The sequence below is a fragment of the Acinetobacter sp. V115_6 genome, from assembly GCF_031799025.1.
Lineage (GTDB): Bacteria > Pseudomonadota > Gammaproteobacteria > Pseudomonadales > Moraxellaceae > Acinetobacter > Acinetobacter pittii.
Map to the genome: position 1 here is coordinate 2,248,353 of NZ_JAVQNO010000021.1, position 25,663 is coordinate 2,274,015.

20 protein-coding genes are annotated in these 25,663 nt (G+C 37.0%); 7 read left to right on the top strand and 13 right to left on the bottom strand.

Going from position 1 to position 25,663, the window contains the following annotated elements; all coding sequences use genetic code 11:
* Positions 1-104: 104 nt before the first annotated feature.
* Together fdhD and RMA94_RS19285 are read right to left on the bottom strand one after the other, a co-directional pair.
* Positions 105-896, bottom strand: a complete 792-nt coding sequence (gene fdhD / locus RMA94_RS19280) for a formate dehydrogenase accessory sulfurtransferase FdhD (protein ID WP_130173570.1) — start codon at positions 894-896, stop codon at positions 105-107.
* A gap of 77 nt (positions 897-973) precedes the next feature.
* Positions 974-3,382, bottom strand: coding sequence for an FdhF/YdeP family oxidoreductase (locus RMA94_RS19285; RefSeq protein WP_311084014.1), 2,409 nt, complete (start codon positions 3,380-3,382; stop codon positions 974-976).
* 399 nt (positions 3,383-3,781) lie between these two features.
* Here RMA94_RS19285 and RMA94_RS19290 point away from each other — a divergent pair, with 399 nt between their 5' ends.
* Positions 3,782-4,939, top strand: coding sequence for a glycerate kinase (locus RMA94_RS19290; RefSeq protein ID WP_311084015.1), 1,158 nt, complete (start codon positions 3,782-3,784; stop codon positions 4,937-4,939).
* On the opposite strand, the gene RMA94_RS19295 is transcribed toward RMA94_RS19290, so the two are convergent.
* Positions 4,936-5,502, bottom strand: a complete 567-nt coding sequence (locus RMA94_RS19295) for a TetR/AcrR family transcriptional regulator (protein ID WP_311084016.1) — start codon at positions 5,500-5,502, stop codon at positions 4,936-4,938. The two genes, RMA94_RS19290 and RMA94_RS19295, sit on opposite strands and share 4 nt — an antisense overlap.
* Positions 5,503-5,624: 122 nt before the next feature.
* Between RMA94_RS19295 and RMA94_RS19300 the strand changes: the two genes are divergently transcribed.
* Both RMA94_RS19300 and RMA94_RS19305 read left to right on the top strand, forming a co-directional pair.
* Positions 5,625-6,407, top strand: a complete 783-nt coding sequence (locus tag RMA94_RS19300) for an SDR family oxidoreductase (RefSeq protein ID WP_311084017.1) — start codon at positions 5,625-5,627, stop codon at positions 6,405-6,407.
* A 37-nt stretch (positions 6,408-6,444) separates the two neighbouring features.
* The gene (locus RMA94_RS19305) at positions 6,445-7,050 is read left to right on the top strand and encodes a nitroreductase family protein (protein ID WP_032004391.1); all 606 of its coding nucleotides are present in this window, start codon (positions 6,445-6,447) and stop codon (positions 7,048-7,050) included.
* Positions 7,051-7,128: 78 nt separating this feature from the next.
* On the opposite strand, the gene adeE is transcribed toward RMA94_RS19305, so the two are convergent.
* Complete coding sequence (adeE, locus tag RMA94_RS19310; protein ID WP_311084018.1) at positions 7,129-10,242, bottom strand: multidrug efflux RND transporter permease subunit AdeE; 3,114 nt, start codon at positions 10,240-10,242, stop codon at positions 7,129-7,131.
* Positions 10,243-10,251: 9 nt separating this feature from the next.
* Complete coding sequence (gene adeD / locus RMA94_RS19315; protein WP_311084019.1) at positions 10,252-11,376, bottom strand: multidrug efflux RND transporter periplasmic adaptor subunit AdeD; 1,125 nt, start codon at positions 11,374-11,376, stop codon at positions 10,252-10,254.
* Positions 11,377-11,453: 77 nt separating this feature from the next.
* Here adeD and RMA94_RS19320 point away from each other — a divergent pair, with 77 nt between their 5' ends.
* Complete coding sequence (locus RMA94_RS19320; RefSeq protein ID WP_039759736.1) at positions 11,454-12,071, top strand: TetR/AcrR family transcriptional regulator; 618 nt, start codon at positions 11,454-11,456, stop codon at positions 12,069-12,071.
* A gap of 142 nt (positions 12,072-12,213) precedes the next feature.
* On the opposite strand, the gene RMA94_RS19325 is transcribed toward RMA94_RS19320, so the two are convergent.
* Positions 12,214-12,768 carry a helix-turn-helix domain-containing protein gene (locus tag RMA94_RS19325; protein ID WP_311084020.1) on the bottom strand — a complete coding sequence of 185 codons (555 nt, stop codon included), beginning with the start codon at positions 12,766-12,768 and terminating at the stop codon, positions 12,214-12,216.
* Between the two features lie 766 nt (positions 12,769-13,534).
* Here RMA94_RS19325 and RMA94_RS19330 point away from each other — a divergent pair.
* Positions 13,535-13,780 (top strand): hypothetical protein, encoded by a 246-nt coding sequence (locus RMA94_RS19330; RefSeq protein ID WP_130119054.1) that lies wholly within the window; start codon positions 13,535-13,537, stop codon positions 13,778-13,780.
* A 123-nt stretch (positions 13,781-13,903) separates the two neighbouring features.
* Here RMA94_RS19330 and RMA94_RS19335 read toward each other — a convergent pair whose 3' ends face one another.
* Positions 13,904-14,671, bottom strand: coding sequence for a hypothetical protein (locus RMA94_RS19335; protein WP_130119055.1), 768 nt, complete (start codon positions 14,669-14,671; stop codon positions 13,904-13,906).
* Positions 14,672-15,111: 440 nt separating this feature from the next.
* Here RMA94_RS19335 and RMA94_RS19340 point away from each other — a divergent pair, with 440 nt between their 5' ends.
* On the top strand, positions 15,112-15,810 hold the full coding sequence (locus tag RMA94_RS19340; RefSeq protein WP_130119056.1) for a DUF4145 domain-containing protein: 699 nt from the start codon (positions 15,112-15,114) through the stop codon (positions 15,808-15,810).
* A gap of 142 nt (positions 15,811-15,952) precedes the next feature.
* On the opposite strand, the gene RMA94_RS19345 is transcribed toward RMA94_RS19340, so the two are convergent.
* Positions 15,953-16,336, bottom strand: coding sequence for a DUF2750 domain-containing protein (locus RMA94_RS19345; protein ID WP_130119057.1), 384 nt, complete (start codon positions 16,334-16,336; stop codon positions 15,953-15,955).
* Between the two features lie 168 nt (positions 16,337-16,504).
* Here RMA94_RS19345 and RMA94_RS19350 point away from each other — a divergent pair, with 168 nt between their 5' ends.
* On the top strand, positions 16,505-17,095 hold the full coding sequence (locus RMA94_RS19350; protein WP_130119058.1) for a hypothetical protein: 591 nt from the start codon (positions 16,505-16,507) through the stop codon (positions 17,093-17,095).
* A gap of 152 nt (positions 17,096-17,247) precedes the next feature.
* On the opposite strand, the gene RMA94_RS19355 is transcribed toward RMA94_RS19350, so the two are convergent.
* The 5 genes from RMA94_RS19355 to RMA94_RS19375 form a co-directional block, all read right to left on the bottom strand.
* Positions 17,248-18,126, bottom strand: a complete 879-nt coding sequence (locus RMA94_RS19355; protein WP_002118503.1) for a MetQ/NlpA family ABC transporter substrate-binding protein — start codon at positions 18,124-18,126, stop codon at positions 17,248-17,250.
* Positions 18,127-18,888: 762 nt separating this feature from the next.
* Positions 18,889-20,079, bottom strand: a complete 1,191-nt coding sequence (locus RMA94_RS19360) for an HlyD family type I secretion periplasmic adaptor subunit (RefSeq protein ID WP_130119059.1) — start codon at positions 20,077-20,079, stop codon at positions 18,889-18,891.
* Positions 20,076-22,208, bottom strand: a complete 2,133-nt coding sequence (locus RMA94_RS19365; protein WP_130119060.1) for a type I secretion system permease/ATPase — start codon at positions 22,206-22,208, stop codon at positions 20,076-20,078. The genes RMA94_RS19360 and RMA94_RS19365 overlap by 4 nt, the downstream gene beginning before the upstream one ends.
* Entirely contained in the window at positions 22,205-23,731 is a 1,527-nt protein-coding gene (locus tag RMA94_RS19370; RefSeq protein ID WP_130119061.1) for a TolC family outer membrane protein, read from the bottom strand. The genes RMA94_RS19365 and RMA94_RS19370 overlap by 4 nt, the downstream gene beginning before the upstream one ends.
* A gap of 132 nt (positions 23,732-23,863) precedes the next feature.
* Positions 23,864-25,663 (bottom strand): type I secretion C-terminal target domain-containing protein (locus RMA94_RS19375; RefSeq protein WP_311084021.1); only part of this gene is annotated, 1,800 nt, incomplete at its 5' end.

The following is a 25,663-nucleotide window of genomic DNA, read 5'->3' on the forward strand; positions in this document are numbered from 1 at the left end:
ACCTTTAGAGTTTTATAATAATCCATAAAACCTATCCTTAGCTTAAAAGCCAAAGAAATGTCAGATGAGCTCTATTTTAGGTTCTTCATCTTGAACAATATATTTTAAATTTCTGTATATAAAACAAATCTATCTCCCCTACAAAAACTCGCCAAAGTCAGACCCGATTGTTTGGCTAATTGAATAGCCATACTGGTAGGTGCTGAAATTGACGCCAGTAGACTTATATTCAGTTGAGCACATTTTCGTATTAGTTCATAACTTGCCCGACTGGTCATCACCACAAAACCTAAACTGGCGTCGTAGTTTTCTTGCGCTAAATAACCGATTAATTTATCTAAAGCATTATGACGACCGACATCTTCAAATAAAGCGACAATGTGACCATCAACCACCCAAGCTGCGGCATGTGCGCCACCCGTTAAAGCGGTAATTTCCTGTTGGGCTTTTAAGTGAGAAATGGCACTCGGAATTTGCTCAAGCCATATTTTTGATGCATGCGTTGTAATTTTAGGAACATCTAACTGAAACTGCTCTAAGCTTTCAATTCCACACAAACCACACCCTGTACGGCCTACCATCATACGGCGATGTTCCTTTAAGGCAGCAAACGCTCTAGATGAAATGGTCATTTCTACCGTAATACCCAATTCATTTTGATGTACATCAAGCGCATATAATTCTTTTAAGCTGGTCAAAATGCCTTCAGAGAGACTAAAGCCTTTGGCAAATGAATCAACATCAGTCGGTGTCGCCATCATCACCGCATGCGAAATACCGTTATACACCAAGGCGATTGGGTACTCTTGCACAATATGATCTAAAACATTTTCAGAGTCGGTTTTGTTAAACCGCTGTACTAGTAATGTTTCAACCCCATAAGAATGTGGTGTCAAAATTATTTCCTTTATTTCAAAATGGCGCTTGTTTAGAGCGCCATTTGTTTGGATGATATTTTTAATATTGCCTTTGATTAAAGGTTACTTACTTTCTTATCGGCGTCTTCAGGGGCTACTGCCGTTGCCAAGTTAAAATGCTCTGGTGCATTTCCGGGATGCAAAATCACAGGAACACTTTTTGAAGCAGGAATCTTGGCATATTTATCATGACTGCTTAATGCCACCAAAGGATTAGTTTCCGGATAGTAAGCGGCTAAACTACCTCGCGGAATGTTGTACGGCACAATACGGAAACTATGCACAATACGTTTCACACCGTCCGAGAAAACACTTTCAATATCCACCCACTGATTTGCTTCAAAACCAGCCTCATCAATATCAGCTTGGTTCATAAACAATACACGGCGCTGACCGAACACCCCACGGTAACGGTCATCCAAACCATATAGAGTAGTGTTGTATTGGTCATGAGAACGCGTGGTCATTAAGGTATAAACCTTACTTTCGGTATATGCGGCAGCGTACTGATTTTCTTTATCGGCATAGACTTCACTCAGCGGTGTAATCATAAACTGCGCTTTACCACTTTTTGTATTCCAGATGTGCTGATTGGCTGGATGTTCGAGGTGGAAGCCACCCGGTTTATAGACACGTAAATTAAAGTCATGGAACTCATCAAACACATCGGCAATTGAGTCACGAATACGGTCATAGCTTTCGATATACCATTTCCATTTAATCTGACTGTCTGGAAGCACTGCTTCGGCCATTCGGGCGACGATATCTGGTTCAGACAAAATATTGTCAGAAATTGGAGCGTTACGCCCTGCTGACAAATGAATATTACTCATCGAATCTTCGACTGAAATTGCCTGTGGGCCATGAAGCTGCTCATCAATTTCGGTACGGCCTAAACATGGCAAAATAAGAGCATCTTTACCACACACTAAATGGCTACGGTTTAACTTAGTTGCGACATGAACAGTTAAATTACACTTTCTAAGTGCTTCTTGGGTATACGGCGTATCTGGCGTTGCAACTGCAAAGTTCCCACCTAAACCAATAAAGACTTTGACCTCGCCTTCAGCCATGGCTTTAATGGTTTCAACGACACCATGTCCATTTTTTCTCGGTGATTTAATACCAAACACGCGGTCAATGTTGTCGAGTAATTTAGGGCTAGGCAGTTCATTAATACCCATGGTTCGGTCGCCTTGTACATTACTATGCCCACGAACTGGACATAGCCCTGCACCCGGTCTGCCAATTTGACCACGCGCCAACAATAAATTTGCCAGCATATGTACGTTAGCCGTGCCGTGGCGGTGTTGCGTGATACCCATTCCCCAACAGAAAATTGAACGCTCTGATTCTAAAAAGAGTTTGGCGAGTTTTTCTAAATGTTCAGGCGATAGGCCTGAGTGTTTATAAATATCTGCCCATTCAGTTCTTTCAACCTCAGCAATCATCTCATCAAAACCAACGGTATTAACCGCAATAAAGTTTCGGTCAAAAATACTTGGTTTACCTGAGGCAAGTGGTTTTTTATCCCACTCATTTAAGTGCTTTAACATCCCTAACATGAGTGCATAGTCACCGCCAATTTTTGGCTGGAAATAATAACGACTAATTGGTGTACTACCGTTAGTCATCATTTCAAGAGGTGCTTGCGGGTCTTGGAAACGCTCAAGACCTCGCTCTTTAATTGGGTTAATCGCAATAATGTTGCCGCCACGTTTAGATACTTCACGCAAAGTACCTAACATACGTGGATGGTTGGTTCCCGGGTTATGACCAAAACTAAAAATAGCATCGGCTACGTCAAAGTCTTCTAGGGTGACTGTGCCTTTTCCTAAACCAATCGAGTCAAGTAAGCCAACACTTGTGGTTTCATGACACATGTTCGAGCAGTCTGGAAAGTTATTTGTACCAAAGCTTCTCACAAACAATTGATATAAAAATGCTGCTTCGTTACTGGCACGACCCGAAGTATAAAATGCCGCTTGGTCTGGGTTGTCTAGCGCATGTAAATGTTGAGCAATGAGCTTAAATGCATCGTCCCATGAAATAGGCACATATTTATCGGTTGCAGCATCATAGCGAACTGGGTCTGTTAAACGGCCTAAGTCTTCGAGGAAAAAGTCACTTTGTTCTGACAGCCAACTAACGGTATGACCTGCGAAATATTCAGGAGTCACTGTTTTACTGGTTGCTTCAAAGGCAACTGCTTTTGCACCATTTTCACAGAAGTTAAAGGCATGAGCATCTTTCTTTTCTGGCCATGCACAGCCGGGACAGTCAAAACCTGTAGGTTGGTTAATGTTGAGTAAGGTAATTGAACCTTTACCTAAAATATCTTGTCGCTTTAAGTTTCGAGCAACACTTAGCAGTGCGCCCCACCCGCCAGCAGGATGAGTATATGGCTCAATTCGCGCAAAACCGTTATTTTCCTGTATGTGCTTTTGTTCTTCTGAATTATCCACTTTGTCATCCTCTTAATTCTTCTTAGGCATTCAACAGATCTAATAGAACCACAATTTAATTATGCTTATATCAAGAATCGCTGCTGTCTAGCTTGGGGGTAGAGTCCGCTTGGTATGTTATTCACCATATTTTAAAAAGCTGGCTCAACTGTTCTTATAATATGTGCCATATTTTTTACAATTACAATCATTCAAGCCAACCACGCTATTTATAGAAAAATATATAAAACAATGAGTTAAAAAGACAGAAACTCCGCCTTTTACAGATCAAAACATTATTAGTTTTCATTCTTAACAAAAGATAAACTCTTTAAAATTGATGCTTACATGTCTTTATCTATGTTTTTTTCGTATTAAGCAGTATAAAACAATTAAAAATCTATCCACATTAGAGCACTTATGAAGGTTGTGATCGCTCCTGACTCATTTAAAGACAGCCTATCTGCTTTAAACGTAGCTCAGGCCATTGCCAAAGGATGGCAAGAAGTTTTTCCTCATGCAGAAACGATTTTATGCCCGATGGCAGATGGTGGTGAAGGAACTATTGAAGCTGTTTTAGAAGTCTGCGAAGGACAATGGCGTGAAAAAACTGTGGTTGGGCCATTAGGTCAGCCTGTTCAAGCAAAATGGGGCTGGTTAGAAAAACAAAAAATCGCCATCATTGAAATGGCTCAAGCGAGCGGCATACAGTTAGTTTCACCGGCTGAGCGTGATGCTTGCCACAGCACAACGTTTGGAACAGGTCAACTCATTTTGGATGCTTTAGACGCAGGTGCAAAAGACATTATTTTAACTGTGGGCGGTAGTGCGACCAACGATGGCGGCACAGGATTACTGAGTGCTTTGGGTGCTGTTTTGCTCGATACCAACCAAAACGTTTTACCCGCAGGTGGCATCGCTCTAGGCAACCTATCACACATTGATTTAACACATTTCGACTCTCGTATTCAGCACACGCGGTTTTTACTAGCTGCCGATGTGACCAATCCACTTTGCGGTCCAAACGGCGCATCACATATTTTTGGCCCACAAAAAGGGGCTTCTCCTGCTCAAGTACAACTGCTTGATGCAGCGCTTGCTCATTTTGCCGATGTCTCTGCGCAAATTTTAGGTTTCGACAAACGAAATGAAGCAGGTTCTGGTGCTGCTGGTGGTTTGGGCTTTGCAGCCAAAAGTTATTTAAATGCCGACTTTAAAGCTGGAGTTAAAGTCGTAGGTGAACTGAATCAACTTGAACATAAAATTGCTCATACAAATTGGGTTATTACAGGCGAAGGTAAATTTGACCAGCAAACCTTAAGCGGTAAAACCGTTTTTGGGGTAAGCCAAATTGCAAAAGCACATAACGTTCCGGTCATTGTGATTGCAGGAACTTTAGGCCAAGGCTACCAAGCGCTTTATGAGCACGGTGTTACAGCTGCTTTTTCGCTAACAAATGGCCCCACCACATTAGAACAAGCCTGCGAACATGCAGCAGAACTCATTTATGAGCGCACAGTGGATATTGCGAGGTTAATTCAGCTTAGCCAAACCAGTTTGAGAGATAAAAAAGTTTAATCGGCTAACTTTAAAAGACTCTCTTTACAACTTTCCAATATTTCATCGCTAAGGATAGATTGGTCTGGGCATGCGCGAGACAAGGCAATTGCCCCTACAGACTGAGCAAGAATATTAATAGCTTGCTTTCTCAACTCTGGCGCTTCCAAAGAAACTTGTTTTGCACGTTCGTTCATAATGAACTGAATAAGTTGCTCAATGCCCTCTTCAAATTCGACTTTTACTTCGTCTGGTTGTCTTGCAGCATCACAAGATAACGCTGTTAAGGTACATCCCAAATCTCGGTTATCTCGATGGGTACGGGACACATAAAGTTGAATAAATTGAGCTAAATTTAAACCTTCTATTCTTTTTAAAACCTGCTCAAGTCCATGTTTAACGGTAATTGAGACAAGGTCTGTTTTCGAACTGAAATGTTTATAAAACCCACCATGAGTAAAGCCTGCGCTAGACATTAATTCAGCAATGCCGACACCGTCGTAGCCTTTGTTACGAAACAGTTGAGTCGCCTTTTCGACAATTTTTTCTCGGTTTTCTTTTACCTGAGTTTTACTGACTTTCATGTTGGCCTACCCACTTTTACTCACCCTACTCGTCATAATTATACATTGATTATAATTGACATCAAAAATTATATATTTTAGATTATGAGCATCATCTAAAAATTAAAGCGTGGAGACATCACATGTCAGCTCAATCAAAAGTACTTATTACAGGAGCTTCGTCAGGGATTGGTTCTGTCTATGCAGACCGATTTGCTCAACGTGGCCATAACTTAATCTTGGTTGCACGAGACACAAACCGCCTAGATAAAATCTCAAAAGATCTTCAAGAAAAATACGGCGTACAAGTCGAGTTCATTCAAGCCGATCTATCAAACGATCAAGACATCAGTAAAATTGAAGATGTACTCAAAAATGATGCTGATATTGAAATTTTGGTAAATAACGCTGGCATTGCACTAAACGGAACCTTTTTAACCCAAGATATTAAAGATATTGAAAAACTCATTACTTTAAATATGACTGCGGTTGTTCGTTTGTCTCATGCAATTTCGCAATCACTTATACATAAAGATAAAGGTGCCATTATTAATTTAGGCTCTGTGCTTGGATTAGCTCCTGAATTAGGTTCTACCATTTATGGCGCAAGTAAATCTTTCATCCAATTTTTTAGCCAAGGCTTATATTTAGAATTAAAAGATCATGGCGTGCATGTTCAAGCCGTATTGCCTTCTGCTACTAAAACCGAAATTTGGGAACGTTCTGGCATCGACTTAAGCCAAGTTCCACCATTAATGGATGTCAATGATTTGGTCGATGCAGCCCTGATTGGCTTTGACCGTAAAGAAACAATCACAATTCCTGTGCTGAAAGACGAAAATCAATGGAATAATTTTGAAAAATCACGTATCACATTACTACCAAACTTTTCTTCGGCTGATGTAGCCCAACGTTATAAAAACTAACGAGTACCGCTACCCAACTCTTAAGTAGGAAAATCTTATGAATGTTATTGATGCCATCCGTAACCGCCGCGCAGTTAAACGCTTCGACCCTGTTTTTCAACTTTCTGAAGATAACAAAAAGCAGTTATTACAAGAAGTTTTAGCCAATGCGCCAAGCGCTTTTAACTTACAACATTGGCGTCCAGTCATCATTGAAGATACTGAGTTAAGACAAAAAATTCGCACCATTGCTTGGGATCAACCACAAGTTACAGAATCATCATTACTGATTGTGTTGTGTGCAAAAGTAAATACATGGGAAGTTGATGCTAAGCGTGTATGGGATGGCGCGACTCCGGAAGTTCAAAATATTATGGTTGGCGCAATTGACCAATATTACCGTGACCGTCCACAAACCCAACGTGACGAAGTGATGCGTAGTGCGGGTATTTTTGCTCAAACTTTAATGTTACTTGCTCAAGAGCATGGTTTAGACAGTTGCCCAATGGATGGTTTTGACTTTGACGCGATGGCAAAGCTGATTAACTTACCCGAAGATCATGTGGTGTGTTTAATGATTGCCGTTGGTAAGTCAGCATCTCAGCCTTACCCACGTGTGGGCAAACTTCCTTACGATGATGTCATTATTCAAAATACATTCTAAGTTTTTAGTCAGATTTTAGGCCCTCATGCTATTTATGGCATGAGGGCCTAATTGTTAATGACATTCTGTTTTGTAAAATTATTTTGCCTTTTTGGTGTTTAACTTATTGGTTAAACGACGAACCAAAAGAAAAAATAAAGGCACAAAGAAAATAGAAAGTAATGTTCCCGAAATCATCCCACCAGTTACGGCGATACCAATTTCTTTTCGGCTAACAGCTCCTGCTCCTGTAGATACAGCTAATGGAAGAACACCTGCAACAAAAGCCAGAGATGTCATAATAATTGGCCGTAATCGCTGACCAGCACCTTCAATAATGGCATCCATTAATGCCTGACCAGCCTCTAACTTGGCTGCCGCAAATTCAACAATCAAAATAGCATTTTTGGCAGAAAGTCCAATGGTGGTAAGCATAGCCACCTGAAAGTAAATATCGTTAACAAAACCTGCCAGACTTGCAGCAACTACAGCTCCAATAAGACCTAAAGGAATCACTAGCATGACAGAGACAGGAATAGACCAACTTTCATAAAGTGCTGCCAAGCATAAAAAGATAAAGATGATTGAGGCTAAATATAACCAGATCGTTTGGCCACCCGCTAGTTTCTCTTGATAAGACAACCCACTCCACTGAAGATTAAAACCTTGTTGTTGGTCTACTAACTCCTGCATCTTATCCATAGCCCCACCAGAACTCTCACCAGCTGCCGCAGAGCCTTGTATTTGAACGGCTGAAAGACCGTTAAAGCGTTGCAGCATTTGAGGGCCCATCTGCCATTTCACAGAAGAGAAGCTAGAAAATGGCGTCATCTCACCAGTAGCACCGCGAACATACCATTGCCCAATATCTTGGGGTAAGGAACGATAGATTGCCTCTCCTTGTAAATAAACTCGCTTAACACGTCCCTGATCTATGAAATCGTTAATATAAGATCCGCCCCACGCCGATGACAGCGTATTACTAATATCTGCTTGGGCTAATCCAAGAGCACTGGCTTTTCTTTGATCGATATCGACTTGTAACTGGGCTTTATCTTCTAAGCTATTTAAACGTACTGCAGCTAGGCCAGAATCAGCATTTGCTACTTTTAACACATTATTTTGTGCTGCGAGTAAAGCATCTCGTCCTTTATTTTCAGCATCTTGCAACCAAAATTCAAAGCCACTAGATTGCCCAAGGCCTCTTACAGCAGCGGGTGAAAGTACCTGAACACGTGCGTTACGCAGTGACTTAAAATGTGCATTTGCACGAGCAATCACAGCTTCGGCTGTATTTTCACTACCTTCTCGGTCATCCCAATGTTTGAGTCCGGCAAATGCCATTCCCACATTTTGCCCACTGCCTGCGTTATTTCTACCCATCACCATGAAAATCACATTGAGATTATTCTTTTCTTTCGTCAAAAAGTAATCTGCAATCTGATTACCAACCCGCTCTGTTTCAGCTAGTGTCGTGCCTACAGGCGTACTAAATTGAACCATAACCGAGCCTTGGTCTTCTTGTGGTAAAAACCCCGTATTCATAAGCGTATATTGCCAACCTAACAAAGCTGTAATACCCACGAATATGATCATAAATATTTTGGGTTTACCTAAAACAGCAACTAGCTTTGTGCGGTAGCCTGACTGCCCTTGTTCGACTTTACGATTGAACCAAGTAAAGAATTTTCTCTGCTTATGTTTTTCATTTGCAGGTTTGAGTAATGTTGCACATAACGCAGGTGAAAGTGTTAAAGCAACAATTGCAGAAAGTACCATAGCCGATACGAGCGTTACCGAGAACTGGCGATAGATAATCCCGACGGAACCACCAAAAAATGCCATAGGTAAAAATACCGCTGCGAGTACCATGGCAATACCCACGAGCGCACCTGATATCTCCTGCATTGAAATTAGGGTGGCTTGCCGAGCATCAACATTTTGCTCATGCATAACCCGCTCGACATTTTCTACAACGACAATCGCGTCATCTACCAGTAAACCAATTGCGAGTACCATCGCAAACAAAGTCAGTGTATTAATGCTATAGCCAAGTACGCTCAACACACCAAATGTACCTAACAATACGACCGGAACTGCAATTGCCGGAATTAAAGTCGCACGCCAGCTCTGCAAAAATAAGAACATGACAATAATGACGAGAACAATCGCTTCAGCTAAAGTTTTAATCACTCCATTTACAGAAGCTTCTACAAATGGCGTACTGTCGCGTGGGTATGCAACTTTTAAACCCGCTGGCATAGAGGCAGTTAACCGTGTGACTTCAGCTTTAACTCGTTCAGCCGTTTCTAATGCATTGGCACCAGAAGCAAGTTGAATAGACATACCCGAAGCTGGTTTTCCATTCAAACGTGTAGAAGTCTGATAACTCTCTGCACCACGCTCGACTCGAGCAACATCTTTAAGTAATACAACCGCACCATTGGTTTGTGTGCGCAAAATAATATTTTCAAATTGGCTCACGGTTTGTAACCGAGATAATGCTGTTACTGTTGCATTTAGAGCCTGCCCATCACGCGTGGGTAATGCGCCCAACTCTCCCGCTGTAATTTGAGTGTTTTGTGCTTCAATTGCAGTTCTAACATCTGATGGCATTAATCCATAACTGTTTAATTTATGAGGATCAAGCCAGATGCGCATTGCATATTGAGCACCAAATACGGTGATTTCACCCACTCCATCGACCCGACTTAATGGGTCTTGCAGTGTACTCACCATATAGTCAGATATGTCGACAGAAGATCTAGTCCCACTTTCATCGTAAAGCGCAAAGACCAGTAAACTATCGCCTTGTGACTTTGTCACAGTAATCCCTTGCTGCTGAACCTCTTGAGGCAATCGACTCAGTGCCTGATTCACAGCATTTTGCACCTGCACCTGAGCAGTGTCAGGATTGGTATTCTGATCAAAACTAAGACTTATCCGTGCTTGACCCGCCGAACTACTACTCGATGAAAAATAAAGTAGACCATCAATCCCTTTAATTTGTTGCTCCAAAATCTGGGTAACACTGTCTTCAACAGTTTTGGCAGATGCTCCCGGATAGTTTGCAGTAACATTTACACCCGGTGGTGCAATGTCAGGATATTGCTCAATGGGTAACGTTAAAATCGAAATCGTCCCCAATGCCATAATACAAATAGAGAGGACCCAAGCAAAAATAGGTCGTGCAATAAAAAAACTCGACAACATATGCAATCCTCAACTCATTGGGGTAGGTTCAATCGTCATGCCGGCACTTAAGCCTTGCAGACCCTCAACAATGACTTGATCTCCTGCTTTCAAGCCAGAGGTCACTAACCAACGATTATCAATTGCATCGCCTACAGTAATTTTTCGTTGCTCGGCTTTATTATCTTTTCCAACAATCCAAACAAGTGGATTTCCTTCTGCGTCTCGGAACAGCGCACCTTGAGGAATTAAGACGCTGTTAGGACGTGTTCCCGTTCCAAGTTCTGCCCGCACATACAGGCCGGGCAATAACGCATTATTGGGATTGGGAAATGCTGCACGTAAGGTGACACTTCCTGTCGCCTCATCTACAGCAACATCACTAAACTTAAAAGTCCCCTGTTCTGCATAGGCAGTGCCATTCTCAAGCTTCAAACGTACTGAAAGTTCAGTCGGTTTTATTCCATTTTCAGTAAGCTGTTTACGCAGTGCCATGTATTCATCACTCGACTGAGTCAAGTCGACATACATGGGGTCCAGTTTTTGAATCGTTGCTAAAGGATCTGTTTGAGCAGAGGTGACTAAAGCCCCACGTGTAATAGATGAACGCCCTATCCGTCCTGAAATTGGCGCACTAACTTGTGTGTAACGTAAATTGGTTCGTGCTGTTTTCAGTACAGCTTCATTTACGGCAACAGTCGCTTTCGCTTGCTCATATGCACTTTGAGCATTATCAAGCTCTTGCTGACTCACCCCATTTACTTTAATTAATTCTTTATAACGCTCGGCTTGAAGGCGAGTCGAATTTACAGTGGCTTTTGCTAATGCAAGATTACCAGCGGCTTCATCCACACTATCCCGATAGAGTGATGAATCAATTTTATAAAGTGGCTGCCCTTTATTTACTTGCGTACCTTCCTTAAATAATTGCTCTATTACTACTCCATTGACTTGTGGACGGACCTGAGAAATTTCAGAGGCCACCGTTCTACCAGCCAATTGATAGGTAGATTCAATCGTCTCTGGTTTTATAGTGATCGTACTCACCTGCTGAATATTTTTAGGGGCAGGCTGATCAGAATCACATCCATTTAAAAAAACAAATAAAGGCAATAAATATATAAACTTACGGTAATTAAAACTTAGATCAAGCATATCTGGGACCCCAGACTTATAGACAATTTATTTACTTTACTGTAAAGTAAATAAATAAGATGTGCAAGAAAACCGATATGTTAAAAAAATCTCCAGGTCGTCCCTCTCGAATTCGCCCTACTATCATTGCTGCAGCACGCGAACTATTTCTAGAACATGGATTAGAAGTCCGTTTAGAGGCTGTTGCCACGAAAGCCGGTACAAATCGACAAACTTTATATAACCACTTCCCGACCAAGACAGCGTTACTCATTGAAGTCTTTGATCATTTAAAAGCAGAAATGGAAGCACCTTTCATTGAGCAGCATGAATTGAAAAATAAGCGTCTAGATCAATTATTGTTAGAAATTGGACAGTCTGTACAAAATCATTTTTATCATATTGACGTCATTCGCCTGCAAAGATTGCTGATTATTGCCTTAGTTGAAATGAAAGAAATTCTTCCTAAAATTCAGCAACGTACTCAAGGTAATATTAAAAGATCTTTAACCGATATTCTTGCAACTGCACACAATGCTGGTATTGTTAAAATTGATCAGCCAGAGGAAGCAACAAAGGCTTTCCTCGGTGCGGTAATGGGTTATACCTATCCCGCTACGTTGATTAGTGGAAACATTCCAACTCCCCAAGAACTACAACAGTTAAATGAAGAAGTGTGTCGTACCTTTTTAAAAGCATGGCAATATAAAGAATAGCCCCACAACAAAAGCCCTTATAATAAAAAGGGCTTTTAAAATTAGGCATTTAAACGTCGTATCAATTATTAATGGCTTGAAGAAACATCCAGTAAACTCATTTAAGCAGATTTAGCATGAATATTTTCATGCTTCATTCATCCTATTTAAACTGCTTCAAAAAACAGTCTAATATCATCTCTCTATCCCCTACTTGACCCGAGCTTAAAAGCTGAATAATAGTCCCCTCAATCATATATAAAAATAATTTGGCGTCCTGAAAGGAAGCATCTTTTTTTAGTTTTATTAACTGACTATAGATTTCATTAAGCAACCATGTTCTATATCTCATTGCGGTGATATAGGCTTTTGGATAGGTCAGTTTGATCTCAAAAATTGCTTTAAATAATAGATAGTAAAGCCCCTCCAAATCGGTGTGTAAGACATAAAGTTTCTTAAGTTTATCCATCACACTTGTTTGACTGGTGTACTCAACCATTGAAACTACTTTTTCTTTTAAACGTTCTTTTTGCACGATCAAACAGATTTCAATAAATCGCTCTTTAGAGTGAAAGTAATGATAAAAAGTCGCTTTTGGAATTTGAGATTCTTTCACAATTCTGTCGACTCCAACCGTATGAAATCCGTGATGGTGAAACAGATCAATTGATTTATTTACGACTAGTATGGCACGTGGGGAGATCACTAAATTTGGCATAGTTTTACCGTTATAAAAATTCTTGTTGTATGTAAACGAGATACTTTTTTGGGAGAAAAAAAGGCATAGCAAAGCCGTTAAGACTGTGTTTTGCACATCTCAAGTTTTATTGTTGATTAAGTTTTTTGGTCGCGACGAATTAAAACCTGAAAGCGCTAATCACTATCAAGCTGCTTTAAATTTTTAAGTTGTGTCGTTATAGCTTTTGGCAAAGGCTGCCAAGAAATAATGGATGTGCAAAGCCAACTCCTTTTTATTTGGAGTTCTGCCAGACATTTATATAGAATTATGGTGGCAGAACGAGAAAGGGTTCGCAGACTAGTATTATCTCAAACTAGCACACCCGTAGGTGTCCCTCTCCCGTCCTACCGCTACGGGAAAGGGACGAGTAGCTACCACACAAGACTATTCCTCAGAAGGAATGACTCTGATGCGGGAGATAATATTCGGTCTGCGACGACCGACTGGCAATGTAGGCCAGCAGGCAAAGAATAGTGCCCAACCCTTTTGCAGTCAAGCACACAAAATGACATTTGTTTTAATTTAGATCATTAAAAAGTAAGGATAAATAATGAGATGGTTATTGTTAAATGGGGGTTTATAAAATATGGTAAAAATCTTAATAGCATTTTTAAGGTGAGATGTTTTGGGTTAGGTCAAAGCAAGTAATGCTTTTACTTCTTAAATTAATGAAGAAAGTATTGAAGTACATAAAAATAGTCTTTAAGTTAATATATATCCAAAGTTTAGATATGATAAAAATACTATGGCTGGAATATTTCTAACCGCTAAGCAGATGTATGATTTTAAAAAGAGTGAGGAACGTACTAATGCTAAACTGAAAAGAGCAGGATTCAAAAACTTTCACACTTACCCAATTGTCTGTGGCTGTCCTGACCCTACATGTGGTGGTTGGCATGAGGTTGATTTATCACGTCCATTACCTACAAATGAAGAGTGTGATAAGATCTTGAAGAATCATAGTCAGACTAAAAAAATAAAAAAATTATAGTTCTCATATATTTATTTCAATTATTGAGTCTATAAAATTTAAAAAATATACTCTTCTGTAATTTCATAGCTCATTTAATGCTTTCCCCCATTCCACTCCTTATTGTTCAATTTCGACTGTTTACTAATATAAGATCTCTAATGATGAATATTTTTTTAAGACATTAACAAAATCATCTAAATAATAAAAACCTTCTTTAGACTCGAAATTATCTCTAGAATATTCAAAATTTATCCATTTAATTTTTAGACGCAAATCTGAAACTTCATCAGAAAATGCATTAAAATTATTACCCAAGTATCCTAATACCCCGTAAACCGCTTCTCCAAAATAACAATATACATCTTCTTCACAAGCTAAGTACTTGCCATCAACTGTTATATTTAATGCTAAAGGATTACCCCTTTCACTCATTTGAGAAAAAGTAAAATCTAACCAATATTTTTTTTCTAACCTTGTAAAATTAAGCCATCTCTTTTTGCCTATAATTTCATTTGAAAGATGACTCAATAGTTCTCCTTTTTTCTTAAATTCTTCAAGACCTACTATATTATTTTCTATAGAATCTAGCTCTAAATCAAACTCAATATAAAGCTCTTTACCATTAAAATTAAAATTTTTAGAAAGATGAAAGCGATTTGCTATATTTAATTCTTTTACTTCCGTAGTTAACTTATACCACGATTCAATATATATAAAACAGCAAGAAAAAACATCTTTTTCAATATAACTACTGAAATCACTTAAAGACTTTTCAATTTTTTGTAAATCATAAAAATTATGTAATATAAATTTTTCATCTTTAATCGAGAATTTTTCAAAAAAAATTTCCTCAATAATTTCTGTATTATTATCTTCATAATTTAACTTACATAAATTTATTACAAACAATTTTCAATTCCTAATAATTTTCTAATTCAAGCTCTAAATCATTTAGTACCTGTACTATCTCTGGAGTTACACCATTGTTTAAAGGAGTATAAAAAATGCCTATTGATTATAGGGTACATTGAGCTAGAAAGATTTTGTATAAGCTGTATTATATTAATTATGAATATTAGATAAATAGGTGAGGCTCCTTTTTCGATTAACGCGAAGGCAGTGATCGTTTGTGCTTACACACATCCTCCCACTGTCCTAAACGATATCTACGATAAGCTCTAACAGTGACTGTTTTTGCTTTCATGGCTAGCTCCTTTTGTGGTTACGAAATTTGTAATTCACAAAAAAACTAAGGAGCCTCGGTATCTATTATAGTATTAAATTAATTTAAAAATCACTAGTTTTGTTTATAATTAAATGAATTAATAGAAATATTTATTAGGTATTTTATGAGCTTTAGATGGACATGCCCTTATTGCAATCACAAATGTACCATAGGTGGTAGCAATTATGATAAACATACCCATGTTTTTGATTTAAATAATAAATTTAAAAACAAATTAGGACTTGAATCTATTATTATTGTTTGTCCTAATTCTGAGTGTGAAGAAATAACTATAGGATCTGCTCTTTATAAGAGCACTAATTATCGTGAATATGGTTATCAATCACCTCCTAATAATCCTTCTATTTATAGCTGGAAACTTTTACCTCATAGTCATGCGAAACCATTTCCAAGTTATATTCCAGCACCTATTTTAAATGATTATAATGAAGCTTGTGCTATTAGCGACTTAAGTCCTAAGGCCTCAGCAACTTTAGCTAGACGATGTTTACAAGGTATGATTAGAGATTATTGGGGGATAGTTGATAAGACCTTGTATAAAGAAATAAATGCATTAGAAGATAAAGTAAGTGAGCAAGTATGGGAATCATTAAATGCTGTTAGAGAAATCGGCAATATTGGTGCTCATATGGAACAAGATATCAATATCATTGTTGATGTAGAGGCAGATGAGGCAAAAATTCTAATAGAACTTTTAGAAATCTTATTTGAGGAGTGGTATATAGCGAGATATGAACGAAATTTAAAATTATCGCGTATACAGCAAATTCGAGATACAAAGAAAGCTATTAAAGAACAGTAAATCTATTATTAAAAATCCTACAAAAGCCACTTAATAAGTGGCTTTTTAGTTCGAGTCTCTTGCTAATGTAAACTAGAAAAAAATCTATTTAAATAATGGACATAGAATTTATCAAGTATATAAGAGGCTGGATCATATTTTTCTAATAATTTTCCAATTCATGCTCTAAATCATTTAGTACCTGTCCTATCTCTGGAGCTATGCCATTGTTTAAAGGAGTATAAAAAATACCTATCAATACCTCATCATCTTTTAGACTAGGTAACAATTCATTCATAAAGTCATCTAAAGAAAATAGCTCAGCCTCATATCCTACCCATTCACTCTCGGCACATAACTCGGCATACTCTTTCGCAGGCCACACTGGAAATACTTTTTGATTATCTTCTGTTTCCGCTAACGCCCATCCATTATTATATAAGCCCCAAACTTCTTGCGTATCGGCAATAACTTTTATGAAATGCTTATATCTTTTAGAACCATCTAATGCAATTATTGCATCTATTTGCTTTTGACTCAGCTTCATAACATATGCCTATAAGTTATTGGAACCAATTATCGTGATAATCTTATTATTTTCAATAAAATCCTCACCAAGTTTTAACGGATTTTCTTCTATCAAAATTTGATTGTTTTTAATTCTTTTATACTATAATCCGATCTTTAAAAATAGAAATGAAACTTGCTAAAATCTATGTTGAATATAATTAAAAAGCTATTTTTCTTATGGACAAAAGATAAAAGTAATACAAAAAATCGAAAATACGTTCAATTTGCAATACTTATTTGTTTTGTATCAGGTTTTATTTCATTAGATGGTTATCTTGACTATAAGACAATCTCAGGAGATCTCCCTCCTCATCGCCCAACAATTGGAATAAAAGGAATTTTCACGACACATAGCTCAAAAGGAATAACGCATATTAAACTTTCAGGAGATGTGATATATCCAAATACAGCTATAACTTATGATAATGTGCCATATATATTTTATAAAAGAGAAGAATTAAGTGTTACTGGCTCTTCGATATATCACTTTACAAAGGAGCACCCTAATGAAACAGTTATCGTATATGGTTTCATATTAGAGAATGGACACGGAAATTTTTATCCTATTAAGATCACGAATCTTCGAGGTATTGCTTATACCTCAAATTTGATTAATGATCTACTTTCTGAACGTGAATACGACTTAAGGGTATTAAATTATAAAGTTTTCATTTTTGCTCTAAGTATCATAGTCCTCATCTATTTAAGTTTTAAAGCAATTCGACAAGAATATTAATAAATTATAAAATCAGATTATTTTATTAATATAGCTATTAACTCTTGCTATTTAAGTTATACAACATATTCACATACAATATTCTAAATAAAAAAACTAAGCCTCATCACCGAGACTTAGCTTTTAAAAATAATTTTAAATTAAAAAATTACTTATTTGATGTCTGCAAATTCAGAAACAGGCTTGTTCACTTCAACCTTTGTACCACCGAATTTTTCGCTCACAAACTTTTGAACTTTAGGTAAGTGGTAAAGTTCACCAAGTTTTGTATAGATCGGGTCGTTTTTGTTCGCTTCAGCAACACCCAACAAATTCACATAAAGCTTTGTAGACTGGTCAATAGGTTCACGGAAGATAGAATCTTTCATTACATTTAAGCCACCCTCAAGTGCCAATGTATTACCCAACACAATTGCGTCTACATCGTTTTTAACACGAACTGCTGTAGTCATTTGAATTGGTTTTAATTGTAAGTTTTTAGGGTTTTCAACGACGTCATTGGTCGTCCCTTTTACAGGATCAAAGTCTGGTTTGAGTTTAATCAGTTTAGCAGACTGTAATAATGTTAAAGCGCGCGCTTCATTGGCAGTATCGTTTGGAATCGCGATAGTTGCGCCTTGTGGGAACTCTTCAACAGATTTAACTTTATTTGCATAAATACCCATTGGCTCTAGGTAAGTTGTCGCAACAGCAGCAACTTTAGCTGTATTTGAAGAGTTATAAGCTGCCAAATAGTTAAATGACTGGAACGCATTTACGTCCTGTTCGCCACTTGCTACAGATGTATTCAATACAACATAGTCAGTCAGGTTAGTCACTTCGAGTTTAATGCCCGCTTGAGCAGTTTCAGGAAGTGTTGCAACGTATTTCCATACGTCAGTGTCTGAACCTGTTGAAACCAGTTTAATAGTTCGTACTGATTCAGTTTTATCTTTAGCTGATGCTGTATTTTCAGTTTTTGCAGGTTCTTTATTACATGCAGTCAGTGTTAGAACAGATGCGCTGAACAGAACACTAAATAATTTTTTCATAGATACATCCTAAAATAGGAAACGCCTATCTTACAAAAGAGTCAGGCATTGCCAACCAATGGGTCAAAATACAATTTTGGGGCGGAAATGATTTCCAGATATCGGGTTTAGAAAACTGAATTCAGCATCATTCCTTCCTTGAACTTGCTCGCTGAACAATAGAATTATGTTTTGAAACAGTTTCTAAATATTGGCTCATCATATATCAATAAATGAATATTCTACAAATAACTTGTTCAATTCTGATATATAGAAGCTTAATTGGTAAGATATTGAAAATAAAAAATATATTATATAAATATAGTAATTTTGATTAAAATATATACTTATTTGATTTATATGAAATTTTCAGGATTTATTAGCAGTATTTAAGCTAAATCTTACTGTAATGTAGACACTAGGTATAAAAAAAGCCCTTGTCATTAACAAGGGCTTTTTAAGAATCTGGTGGAAGCGGTGAGATTCGGACTCAAGAAATTACTTTTGAATAGATTCCATTAAAATTCAGCCTAATAACCATCGACTAAACCCCAAATTTATTTTATAAAAACTATAAAATGTAATAAAACATACACTTTAAACTTAATAAAGAGCCCACTTTAAGGTGGGCCTTTATTACTTCTTTTTCTTTGCGCTGATCAAGAAGGTTAATATAAAAAACAATAATCGAATTACAATATTAAATTACACCTCCTTACAAAAAATTAAAAAACAAAGGTACTTAATAAATCCACTTAAAAATTCTTATTATTAAGAGATTTACTATCTTTCCCTTAAAGCTTCTTTTGCTTTATTAAAAGGTTTAATCAAATAATCTAATATAGTTTTCTCACCTGTTTTAATATCTACAGTAGCTACCATACCCGGTGTAATATTAAAGGATTTTCCATTTTTATTAGTTAATTTATCTGAATCTGTACGAATATAGACTCTATAGTAAAACTGATCCTGTTTAACTTCATCACGTAAAGTATCTGGTGAAATAACTGTAACTGTCCCCTTTAAGCCGCCATAAATAGAATAATCATAAGCAGTGATTTTAACTAAGGCTTCTTGACCTGGTCGAATAAATGCAATATCTCTTGGCGATATACGAGCTTCAACTAGAAGTTTTTCATCTAAAGGTACAATTGTCATTAATTTCCCATTTTGAGAGATAACCCCTCCTATAGTCATAACATCAATTTCTTTAACAATTCCACGAACTGGTGATTTAAAAATTGCTCGTTTAAGCGTATCAGATTTACCTTTTACGATTTGGGATTGGGTTTCCACATCAGTATTTGCTTTTGCTAATTCTTCACGAGATTTAACTAAATATTGATTTTGAATATCATTCATTTGGTTTATTAAGTCCGTTGCTTGTCGTTTCAAACGTAATACTTCAACGTCACTGGCAGCCCCTTTAGCAACAAGCGGTTCAGTCATTGCCAATTCTTGTTGTACTAAAACTAAAGCTTTTTTTAATCCAGCTAATGACTCTTCTAAATTTGAACGTCGAGAGTGATAAAGGGCCGTTTCCTCATTCACAAGTGATTGAACTTCTAATACTTCTTTTGGAAATACTAAAGCTGTTCCATTTACTTCAGCATTTAAACGTGCAGCGGTTGCCTTAGAAGAAAGAAGCAATGATTTTGTCTCACCAACATTTGATGCAAATCGAGTTGGATCAAGTTGTGCAAGATTTTGCCCCTTTTCAACAATTTCGCCTTCTTTGACATTAAGTTTAGTCAGAATCCCACCTTCTAAAGATTGAATAGTTTGTTCTTTTGATGAAGGGATAACTTTTCCAGTGCCTGTAGAGACCTCTTCTAGTTTAAATAACCAAGCCCACATTAGTAGAAATAGAACTCCAAAACAGATAATCCATATAAATAGACTAACTTTAGGTAAGGGTTGTCCTAATTGTTTATTCTTATTAGGAAAGGAAAAATTTAACTGTTTATAACTCATGATTTGGCTCCTATTTGTTGCTTAGGTTGAGATAATTTCAAAACCTGCTCTTTAGGACCATCCATTACAATTTTTCCATTATTAATAACAATTACACGGTCAACTAATTCCAATATTGCCTGTCGATGAGTAGCAACAATTAGTGTTTTATTGCCTAACCAACTTTGAAGTTGTTCAATAAATTGCTTTTCTGAAACATCATCAAGAGCAGCTGTGGGTTCATCTAGTAATAAGATATTAGGCTTTCTAATCAACAGCCGAGCCAGTAATAAAGCTTGTTTTTGTCCACCAGATAGACCAACTCCACCCTCTAAAATTTGATAATCTAAACCTTCCTTTTTCTCTTGTAGAAAATCTAATGCTCCTGAGAGATTTAATGCTTTTAAAATATCTAAATCAGTAGCTAGTGGCGCTCCTAATTTTAAGTTCTCTCGAATTGAGCCAAAGAATAAATGAGAATTTTGGTTCAAAAGCCCTACGTCTCGACGTATATCTAATGGATCAATTAAACCTAAAACGATATCATCAAGCTTAATCTGACCTTGTATAGGCTCTTGCATACCAGCTAATAACTGTAATAAAGAGGATTTTCCTGCACCATTACGTCCTAAAATTGCAATCCTCTCCCCAGCTTTAATAGTAAGCTTCGGAATTACTAATATTGGTTTTCCATCAGTTTGGCTATATCTAAATTCAACCTGATTTAACTCATAATTTCCGAATAATGCAGGCCTATGAATGAGATGTGTATGAGGAGGTTGATCAACTGGCTTTTTCATAAGTTCATCTAAACCAGTTTTAGCAACTTTAGCTTGCTGTAAACGCCCTAATACTCCCGAGATTTGTGCAATAGGCCCTAACATTCTAGATGAAAGGATTGAACAAGCTACCAACGCACCAGTTGTCATTTCACCTTTTATAACAGTAAAACAACCGACAAGTACAACAATTGCAAAAGCTAAACCTTGTATTTTTTGAGTCCATGCCATCATAATGCCAACTAACTTACGTTGGCGCATTGAAATATCAGCTGCAACCTCATTCATATGATTCCATTGATTTTGAAATCGTGATTCAGCCCTTAATAACTTTATATCTTCAATTCCTTGAACAGATTCAACCAACAAAGCATTTCGTATTGCACTTTCTCGCATTCCTTCTGAAGCTAATTTCGCCAATGGTTTTTGAATTAAAATACCAGGAATAATCATGAGTGGGACTACAACTAACATTACCCAAAACAAGTTCCCGCCAATCAACCAAAAAATAATAAGAAACAAGAAGAAAAATGGTAAATCAGCAATTGCTGATATTGTTGTTGATGTTACTAAGTCTCTAACACCTTCTAACTCTCTAATTTGTGAAATGAACGTGCCTGTTGATTTAGAACGCTCTTTATTTTTTATTCTTAACGCATGCCCAAATACCAAATCTGAAATACTTAAATCAGCGCGTTTTCCTAAAATATCAGATAAATAAATACGGGCTACACGCAAACTAAACTCAAATATCGCTGCTATTAATACTCCTCCTGCTAATACCCACAAGGTTGGTACAGATTGAGCAGGAATAACTCGATCATACACATTCATAGAAAAAACTATAGTTGCTAATGCCAAAATATTTGCAACCAAAGAAGCAAACATAATATCTATATATCTTTTCCAGTCACGTAAAATGATTGCCCAGAACCAGCTTGCTTCATATGGTTTTATATATTCATCGATACGGGCATCTGGCACAGATTTTTCGGGTCGTAAAATATAAATATTAATTACATGCGATTTAAGAACATCCAATGTAAATACTTGCGCTAAACCTTGATCTCCACTTAACTGAACACTTAAATTTTGATTCGCATCAATTTTATCTAGTACACCCACTTGGCCATCTTTCATTTCAACAATAACAGGCAAATGCCATGGGCTAATTTCGTCTAAGTTTAACTGGGCCTTACGATAATTCATTCCAATTTGGCGTGACACCAATGTTAAAATTTCATCTATTGTTTGGTTCTGATGCCAATCAAATTGAAGTCTGAGCTTCTCTTCCGATGGATCAATAAGATAATGTTTGGCAACAACTAAAATGGCTTGAAGCCATGGCTGATAATTAATTACATTGCTCATGGCTGAATTTGGAATCCTTGAATAGAAGTATTATTTAAACGATATAAATCTCGAGAACGGCCAGTTATTTTAATGAATTGTACTAAGTCGGAATAAATATCATATCGAGCAGCCTCTATTTCTTGAGCTGCGCTATGAATGGCTTGTTCAGCATTTAAAAGATCAACAACGGATCGTGTACCTAACTTATATTGCTCTTGATATAGCTCTTTTGTACGAATCGTAGAATTTTGGCGTTCTCTAAGAACCTGAATTTGTCTCTGTTTATTTTCTATTTCTTGACGAATAAGCTGTACTTGATCTGATACATCTAAATATACGGAGTCTAACTCTGCTTTTGCCGCTTCTTCAGCATAACTTGCAGCGCGTTCCTTGGAACGTGTAGCCCCACCTTGAAAAAAATCACTCGTTGTTTCTAGCATTATAGAATTATAAAAACCATCATCTTTATTATTATTTGGATTTCTACCATTTAATGCCTGACTTAAACTTCCTTTAATATTTATAGTAGGATAATTACTTAACTTCGTTTGTTCTTTTCTATATTTAGCAACTTGTATTGCAGCTTGTGCAGCCATCATTTCTGGAATTAATGTAAATTCTGTTTCATCATAAAGACCTGCATTTTTCACTAGATATTCAGGAATATTTATTTCTAAATTTGAAACGTTATATCCCAATAAATTACGTAATTTTTGTTGATACTGTTTAAGTTGAGTTTCTTGAACAATTTTATTCGACTCAGCAGCTTCTAAGTTCGACTGTGCTTGTACAGGATCTGCTTGACTACTAATACCCGCATTTGCACGTAGATTTGCAATTTCAGCAATACGTGCTATACCATTAATTTGTTGATCGGCTATACGTAAAATTTCTTGATAGCGTTTAATATTAACAATGGCATTTGCTGTTTGATAAGCAATATCATCAATATTTGCTAAAGTGTTTGCTTGTTCTTGAATTAATTTAGCTTTTTCAATATCAACAGAGCTTTTAACTTTTCCAAAATCATATAACATTTGAGATGCTGAAATCGTAAAAAGTTGCCTTCCTCGCTCTCCTGAAGTTAAATCAGCTGTAGTAAGTCCGCCCGATATTTGAGGATAATATGCAGCTTTAGCCACATCAATACTCGCGCTTTGTCCAGCCATAGTAGCTATGCTCTGAGTAATTTCTGGACGACGTTGTAAAGCCTGATGTATGGCCTTAGTAAAATCCAGCTCTTGTTGTTCCCATCTTAAATTTTCGCTTGGAATTTCTCTCATGAAATTCTTCTCTGATATATTTGAAGAAGTCACTAATGGTAAAGCTCCGAGACCTGATCTTTCTTCTAAGCTAAAATCACTCAAATTTTGGATACTTACTTTTAGAAAATTATTTTCTGTTTCTTTTCCAGAATATTGGCTCGAGTGATTTTTCGCAGCATTTAAATAACTCTTAAATGTATCTGCATGAGCCTCTGCTATAAATAAAAGGAAAGGAGAAAATAAAATCCACCCTAATCTTAATTTCATGAGTGTCATTTTAAAAAACTATATTAAATCTAAGACTTACAGACTATTAAATTAAAAAACATTCAAATAAATAATCTTTTAATCAACATAAAATAGAAATAAAAAAGGTTATAGATCTATGACCTATAACCTTTTCATTAATTAACCAATAATAATCTGATTATTATTGAGTAAATCTTGTAGGGTTAAGCCAGCTTGATTCTCAATAATTAATAGATCAGACATATTATGTGTCCCAGCACTACCATCACGGTCTACCTGAACTGTGGCATTACCATTACCATCATCGACAACAGTTATATAATCACCTAAATTACTTTTATCTGCTAATAAACCCTCAAAAAAATCTGAACCAAATTCAATTTTGTCATTAGCTTCGTAATCTACCCAAGTGTCAGTACCATTCCCTCCAGTAGCATCTGCTGCATTTAATAAATCATATATAATGGTATCATCACCTCGACCAGTCGAAATAATGTCATTTCCTGAACCACCATAAATAACGTCATTACCTGCACCAGCAATGATAATGTCATTTCCAGCACCACCATAAATCGTGTCATTCCCTCCTTTAGTCGCAGGATCAGCAGCATCAGCGGCAACAAAGTCATGGAAATTATCTTTTACATAATCATAAATATCTTGCTGGGTTGGTTCAGCACCATTTGTAACTTCAGCTTTTAAATAGGCAATTAATTTTGAATAACCTGAATATTTAGGATACTGAAGAGGGTCATATCCAGTCCAAGTCAAATGATCCGTGTTTATCGCATCACCAAACAGAACATCATCGCCAGCACCGCCCTTAACAGTATCATCGCCAACATCAGCTGGTATAAAGTTTTCAGAACCACCAATTAAATAAGCTATCAGTTTATCAGCATCAGCAATCGCTTTTGCTTCACCATGATTAGTACCACTCCAATCACCAGAAAGTTTATTTCCATTAACATCAGTATTGTCATAACGAGAAACCGTACTATCGCTAATTGAACTACTTACACCTACTGCAAAAACTTTACTCTGCTCAGCTAATGGGGCAAATGCATTGTCCAAAGTTGATTGAGAACTGTTTGGTTCTCCATCTGTAAGGTAATAAGTTTGATTTTCAAAATCAGCAGTAGAGATATCGTCAAACCAATCTACAGCTTTATTAAATCCTCCTTCTGGATAAGTACCACCACCTGCTTGTAGACTATCAAGATAAGTGAATATTTGATTTATATTATCGCTACTTACATTTAAGAAAACTTGGTTATAACCATTCCCAACGCTACCATTTGCTGAGAATGAAGCGATTTGTAAATTAATCACGCCATCATGATCAGTCATTTGCTGAATAAAGGCTTTAAGACCTTTAATGGCAATTGCTAAGCGAGATTCACCTGCTGGTGGATTACTTGTACCATTCATTGCCCACAGCATACTGCCAGACAAATCTAATACAACAGAAACATTATAATCTTGCCCAGCAACAAAGTTGGTTTTTAAACCTCCAGTATCCCCTGCAAGTACATCATTACCTGAGGAACCAACTACATTATTATCACCATTATTAACATCTGCAGTTGGCTCTGCTTTAATGACAGCCTCTAACTGATCATTATCTTGAAGTTCAGTACCATTACGATCCTCAACTGTGGCAACAATCTCCGTAGCATTTCCTTGTGCGGTAGTTAAAGTGTAACTATATTCACCGTCAGCATTCGTAAATACTTCTTCAGTAAATGTTAATGTTTCACCATTTTCATCAATACTAGTAATTTCTAAAGTTACTTTACTATTTGGAGCAACATCTTCTGTCGAACCAGTAATTTTGGTGCTATCTGCGTCATTAATATCAACAGAAATCGATCCGTCAACTCGGTCTAATCCACCTTGATCCGGTGTAGATGGATCATTGTCATGATCGGTCTTCACAAGGCTGTCTTCAGCATTAAG